General features: G+C 61.7%; 5 protein-coding genes and 3 pseudogenes. 5 read left to right on the top strand and 3 right to left on the bottom strand.

The window, feature by feature from the left end; genetic code table 11:
* A pseudogene (locus tag CCO04_RS28000) lies at positions 1-560 on the top strand (hypothetical protein); the annotation flags it as partial.
* Positions 560-1,321 (top strand): ATP-binding protein, encoded by a 762-nt coding sequence (locus tag CCO04_RS27995; protein WP_065069457.1) that lies wholly within the window; start codon positions 560-562, stop codon positions 1,319-1,321. The pseudogene CCO04_RS28000 and the gene CCO04_RS27995, both read left to right, overlap by 1 nt.
* Before the next feature lie 99 nt (positions 1,322-1,420).
* On the opposite strand, the pseudogene CCO04_RS27990 reads toward CCO04_RS27995, so the two are convergent.
* Positions 1,421-1,909: pseudogene (locus CCO04_RS27990) on the bottom strand (recombinase family protein); the annotation flags it as partial.
* 284 nt (positions 1,910-2,193) lie between these two features.
* On the bottom strand, positions 2,194-3,207 hold the full coding sequence (gene intI1 / locus CCO04_RS27985; RefSeq protein ID WP_000845048.1) for a class 1 integron integrase IntI1: 1,014 nt from the start codon (positions 3,205-3,207) through the stop codon (positions 2,194-2,196).
* A 244-nt stretch (positions 3,208-3,451) separates the two neighbouring features.
* On the opposite strand from intI1, the gene CCO04_RS27980 reads away from it, so the two are divergent.
* From CCO04_RS27980 to CCO04_RS27970, 3 genes are all read left to right on the top strand, one after another.
* On the top strand, positions 3,452-3,799 hold the full coding sequence (locus CCO04_RS27980) for a quaternary ammonium compound efflux SMR transporter QacE delta 1 (protein ID WP_000679427.1): 348 nt from the start codon (positions 3,452-3,454) through the stop codon (positions 3,797-3,799).
* Positions 3,793-4,632 carry a sulfonamide-resistant dihydropteroate synthase Sul1 gene (sul1, locus tag CCO04_RS27975; RefSeq protein ID WP_000259031.1) on the top strand — a complete coding sequence of 280 codons (840 nt, stop codon included), beginning with the start codon at positions 3,793-3,795 and terminating at the stop codon, positions 4,630-4,632. The genes CCO04_RS27980 and sul1 overlap by 7 nt, the downstream gene beginning before the upstream one ends.
* Before the next feature lie 127 nt (positions 4,633-4,759).
* Positions 4,760-5,260 carry a GNAT family N-acetyltransferase gene (locus CCO04_RS27970; protein ID WP_000376623.1) on the top strand — a complete coding sequence of 167 codons (501 nt, stop codon included), beginning with the start codon at positions 4,760-4,762 and terminating at the stop codon, positions 5,258-5,260.
* Positions 5,261-5,435: 175 nt separating this feature from the next.
* Here the strand turns inward: CCO04_RS27970 and CCO04_RS27965 are convergent.
* A pseudogene (locus CCO04_RS27965) lies at positions 5,436-5,570 on the bottom strand (ATP-binding protein); the annotation flags it as partial.
* Between the last annotated feature and the right edge of the window lie 63 nt (positions 5,571-5,633).

Below are 5,633 nucleotides of genomic sequence, written 5' to 3'. Positions count from 1 at the left end.
GGGTCATCGGGGAGCAGATCGACGTGCTCTCCGGCGGGGAGATCATCGCGACCCACGTCCTGGGGTCGCGACGCAACGGGTATGTCACCGACCCCGAGCACGCGCCCGCACATGCCGACGCGGTGTCGGGGCTCTGGACGCGCGGGTACTTCCTCCGGCAGGCGTCGAAGGTCGGCCCCGGCACCGTGACCGTGCTGACCCGGCTGCTGGACGGGAGGGTGATCGAAGCGCAGGGCTACCGGTCCTGCATGAACATCCTCGACCTCGGCAGACGCGGCAGCCGGGTCCTGCTCGAGCAAGCCTGCCAGGGCTTGGTCGACGAGGACCCACACCGGCAGATCACCTACACCGCCGTCAAGAACCGCATCACCGCCCTCCGAGCCAGCGCCGACGCCCGTCCCTCCACCACCGACGGCGACATCCTCGGCGGCATCGTCGCATCGCCGACGGTCGGGGCGTCGGGTCGTCGGGACACCAGTCGGGCGCATCTGGCCGGCGCGGGAGCGTTCAGCCTCGACGCTCTGCGATCAGGCGGCGACCGGGCGGGAGGCGGTAAGTGATGTTGGATCAGCACCTCACCACCGATGACATGCCCCTGTTCACGAGGCTGCGGATGACCGCGTTCGGGGAAGCGGTGATCGACATCGCGAACGACCCGACCTACGACCAGTGGACGTTCTCACAGAAGATCCGCCACGCCCTCGAACAAGAGACCGCCGCCCGCACCGAACGCCGCGTCCTCAAGCTGCTCAAAGCATCCCGGACCCCGAACCCGGCAGCCTGCGTCGAAGACATCCACTACCTCGACGGGCGGAACCTGAACCGGGAACTCGTCGCCCGACTCGCGGCCTGCCGCTGGATCGACCAGACCCACAACCTCGTCATCCTCGGCAAATCCAGCGTCGGGAAGTCCTACCTCGCCCAAGCGCTCGTGAACGCCGCCTGCCGACGCGACTACACCGCACGCTACTACCGGCTCGACGACCTCGCGAACCAGCTCGCCGTCTACCACCGGCAAGACGCGCAACGCCTCGCGTTCCTCACCGGGCTGCATACCTGCGACCTGCTCGTGCTCGACGACTTCCTCACCACCCCGATCACCGGGGAAACCGCCGCGGAGCTACTGAACATCCTCGCCGCCCGCGAAGGACGCGGGTCGACGGTCGTGACCAGCCAATTCGACCCCGAGGACTGGTATCGATCACTACACGACGCGGTCATCGCGGAATCCATCCTGAACCGCATCGTCAGCAACGCCGAACTCGTCCAACTCGACGGCCCCAACATGCGCCGCCACGCCCACAGCGAAGCCACTGCCTGACCCCGGAAGCACGGGCGCGGACCGCTACCCCGTCGCCGCGCCCGCGCTACCGGATCACTACATCCGCGCTACCCAAAACTCCGGCTAAACAGCCAGTGTGTCGGCCTTACGGCCGGTGTAGCGGCCGGCCTGCTTGGCCAGCTCCACGCCTTGCCGCTGACGCTCGCGCCGATCCTCGTAGTCATCGCGTGCGATCTGCAACGCCAGCTTCAAAAGCATGTCCTGGACGGATTCCAGAACAACCTTGGCCACGCCCTTCGCCTCGGCGGCCAGCTCCGTCAAATCCACCACACCAGGCACGGCTAGCCTGGCGCCCTTGGCCCGGATCGAGGCCACCAGGCGTTCGGCCTCGGCCAGCGGCAAGCGGCTGATTCGGTCGATCTTCTCCGCAACCACGACTTCACCAGGTTGCAGGTCGGCAATCAGGCGCAGCAGCTCGGCGCGATCGGCGCGTGCGCCGCTGGCTTTCTCGCGGTAGATGCCGGCGACGTAAAAGCCGGCCGCCTTCGTGCTCTCCACGATGGCATCCTGCCGGCTTAGGTCTTGTTCCTCCGTGCTCACGCGCAGGTAGATGCGTGCGACTTTCATGCGGGCCTCCTGGTCATTTTGGGTATAGGGAAAATGACCATTGTTTCACGCCTAGCCAAAAAGGGAAGGTTCCCGGTTCAAATGTCGTTTTCAGAAGACGGCTGCACTGAACGTCAGAAGCCGACTGCACTATAGCAGCGGAGGGGTTGGATCCATCAGGCAACGACGGGCTGCTGCCGGCCATCAGCGGACGCAGGGAGGACTTTCCGCAACCGGCCGTTCGATGCGGCACCGATGGCCTTCGCGCAGGGGTAGTGAATCCGCCAGGATTGACTTGCGCTGCCCTACCTCTCACTAGTGAGGGGCGGCAGCGCATCAAGCGGTGAGCGCACTCCGGCACCGCCAACTTTCAGCACATGCGTGTAAATCATCGTCGTAGAGACGTCGGAATGGCCGAGCAGATCCTGCACGGTTCGAATGTCGTAACCGCTGCGGAGCAAGGCCGTCGCGAACGAGTGGCGGAGGGTGTGCGGTGTGGCGGGCTTCGTGATGCCTGCTTGTTCTACGGCACGTTTGAAGGCGCGCTGAAAGGTCTGGTCATACATGTGATGGCGACGCACGACACCGCTCCGTGGATCGGTCGAATGCGTGTGCTGCGCAAAAACCCAGAACCACGGCCAGGAATGCCCGGCGCGCGGATACTTCCGCTCAAGGGCGTCGGGAAGCGCAACGCCGCTGCGGCCCTCGGCCTGGTCCTTCAGCCACCATGCCCGTGCACGCGACAGCTGCTCGCGCAGGCTGGGTGCCAAGCTCTCGGGTAACATCAAGGCCCGATCCTTGGAGCCCTTGCCCTCCCGCACGATGATCGTGCCGTGATCGAAATCCAGATCCTTGACCCGCAGTTGCAAACCCTCACTGATCCGCATGCCCGTTCCATACAGAAGCTGGGCGAACAAACGATGCTCGCCTTCCAGAAAACCGAGGATGCGAACCACTTCATCCGGGGTCAGCACCACCGGCAAGCGCCGCGACGGCCGAGGTCTTCCGATCTCCTGAAGCCAGGGCAGATCCGTGCACAGCACCTTGCCGTAGAAGAACAGCAAGGCCGCCAATGCCTGACGATGCGTGGAGACCGAAACCTTGCGCTCGTTCGCCAGCCAGGACAGAAATGCCTCGACTTCGCTGCTGCCCAAGGTTGCCGGGTGACGCACACCGTGGAAACGGATGAAGGCACGAACCCAGTGGACATAAGCCTGTTCGGTTCGTAAGCTGTAATGCAAGTAGCGTATGCGCTCACGCAACTGGTCCAGAACCTTGACCGAACGCAGCGGTGGTAACGGCGCAGTGGCGGTTTTCATGGCTTGTTATGACTGTTTTTTTGTACAGTCTATGCCTCGGGCATCCAAGCAGCAAGCGCGTTACGCCGTGGGTCGATGTTTGATGTTATGGAGCAGCAACGATGTTACGCAGCAGGGCAGTCGCCCTAAAACAAAGTTAGATGCACTAAGCACATAATTGCTCACAGCCAAACTATCAGGTCAAGTCTGCTTTTATTATTTTTAAGCGTGCATAATAAGCCCTACACAAATTGGGAGATATATCATGAAAGGCTGGCTTTTTCTTGTTATCGCAATAGTTGGCGAAGTAATCGCAACATCCGCATTAAAATCTAGCGAGGGCTTTACTAAGCTTGCCCCTTCCGCCGTTGTCATAATCGGTTATGGCATCGCATTTTATTTTCTTTCTCTGGTTCTGAAATCCATCCCTGTCGGTGTTGCTTATGCAGTCTGGTCGGGACTCGGCGTCGTCATAATTACAGCCATTGCCTGGTTGCTTCATGGGCAAAAGCTTGATGCGTGGGGCTTTGTAGGTATGGGGCTCATAATTGCTGCCTTTTTGCTCGCCCGATCCCCATCGTGGAAGTCGCTGCGGAGGCCGACGCCATGGTGACGGTGTTCGGCATTCTGAATCTCACCGAGGACTCCTTCTTCGATGAGAGCCGGCGGCTAGACCCCGCCGGCGCTGTCACCGCGGCGATCGAAATGCTGCGAGTCGGATCAGACGTCGTGGATGTCGGACCGGCCGCCAGCCATCCGGACGCGAGGCCTGTATCGCCGGCCGATGAGATCAGACGTATTGCGCCGCTCTTAGACGCCCTGTCCGATCAGATGCACCGTGTTTCAATCGACAGCTTCCAACCGGAAACCCAGCGCTATGCGCTCAAGCGCGGCGTGGGCTACCTGAACGATATCCAAGGATTTCCTGACCCTGCGCTCTATCCCGATATTGCTGAGGCGGACTGCAGGCTGGTGGTTATGCACTCAGCGCAGCGGGATGGCATCGCCACCCGCACCGGTCACCTTCGACCCGAAGACGCGCTCGACGAGATTGTGCGGTTCTTCGAGGCGCGGGTTTCCGCCTTGCGACGGAGCGGGGTCGCTGCCGACCGGCTCATCCTCGATCCGGGGATGGGATTTTTCTTGAGCCCCGCACCGGAAACATCGCTGCACGTGCTGTCGAACCTTCAAAAGCTGAAGTCGGCGTTGGGGCTTCCGCTATTGGTCTCGGTGTCGCGGAAATCCTTCTTGGGCGCCACCGTTGGCCTTCCTGTAAAGGATCTGGGTCCAGCGAGCCTTGCGGCGGAACTTCACGCGATCGGCAATGGCGCTGACTACGTCCGCACCCACGCGCCTGGAGATCTGCGAAGCGCAATCACCTTCTCGGAAACCCTCGCGAAATTTCGCAGTCGCGACGCCAGAGACCGAGGGTTAGATCATGCCTAGCATTCACCTTCCGGCCGCCCGCTAGCGGACCCTGGTCAGGTTCCGCGAAGGTGGGCGCAGACATGCTGGGCTCGTCAGGATCAAACTGCACTATGAGGCGGCGGTTCATACCGCGCCAGGGGAGCGAATGGACAGCGAGGAGCCTCCGAACGTTCGGGTCGCCTGCTCGGGTGATATCGACGAGGTTGTGCGGCTGATGCACGACGCTGCGGCGTGGATGTCCGCCAAGGGAACGCCCGCCTGGGACGTCGCGCGGATCGACCGGACATTCGCGGAGACCTTCGTCCTGAGATCCGAGCTCCTAGTCGCGAGTTGCAGCGACGGCATCGTCGGCTGTTGCACCTTGTCGGCCGAGGATCCCGAGTTCTGGCCCGACGCCCTCAAGGGGGAGGCCGCATATCTGCACAAGCTCGCGGTGCGACGGACACATGCGGGCCGGGGTGTCAGCTCCGCGCTGATCGAGGCTTGCCGCCATGCCGCGCGAACGCAGGGGTGCGCCAAGCTGCGGCTCGACTGCCACCCGAACCTGCGTGGCCTATACGAGCGGCTCGGATTCACCCACGTCGACACTTTCAATCCCGGCTGGGATCCAACCTTCATCGCAGAACGCCTAGAACTCGAAATCTAACGTCCGTTCGGGCATCGAGGTCCATGTCGGGGTGGGACGGGCCCGTGGCTTCAAGATCACTTGCAGTCCGACCGCGATGTCTTGGTTGCGCGAGAGGTTGTCGATATCTGTTGATTTGCACCCAAATTTGACCCGGGATTTGCATTGAATTTTGACCCACCCCTTGTTGTCAGAATTATGTCTCGATTTTCAGTTTGCGGGTCTGTTTTTCCTCCTGCTTATTCTGAGTTGAACTGTGTTTGAAGCGGTAACTTTCATTGCCGGTTTCCAGGATGTGGCAGTGGTGGGTTAGTCGGTCCAACAACGCTGTTTGTTAAGACGGGGCTTCGGGTAGCGGGCGTGTAACGATCCGGTAGCACGTGCGCGGGGAGGC

This window comes from Pimelobacter sp. 30-1, from assembly GCF_018831735.1.
GTDB lineage: Bacteria > Actinomycetota > Actinomycetes > Propionibacteriales > Nocardioidaceae > Nocardioides.
Note: the sequence above shows the minus strand (reverse complement) of the source record. Positions and strands in the feature narration are given on the sequence as shown.

Bases quoted from the DNA above. Each gene is read 5' to 3' on its own strand.
- CCO04_RS27995 (WP_065069457.1), top strand. From the start codon at position 560: ATGTTGGATCAGCACCTCACCACCGATGACATGCCCCTGTTCACGAGG.
- intI1 (WP_000845048.1), bottom strand. From the start codon at position 3,207: ATGAAAACCGCCACTGCGCCGTTACCACCGCTGCGTTCGGTCAAGGTT.
- sul1 (WP_000259031.1), top strand. From the start codon at position 3,793: ATGGTGACGGTGTTCGGCATTCTGAATCTCACCGAGGACTCCTTCTTC.
- CCO04_RS27970 (WP_000376623.1), top strand. From the start codon at position 4,760: ATGGACAGCGAGGAGCCTCCGAACGTTCGGGTCGCCTGCTCGGGTGAT.
- CCO04_RS27980 (WP_000679427.1), top strand. From the start codon at position 3,452: ATGAAAGGCTGGCTTTTTCTTGTTATCGCAATAGTTGGCGAAGTAATC.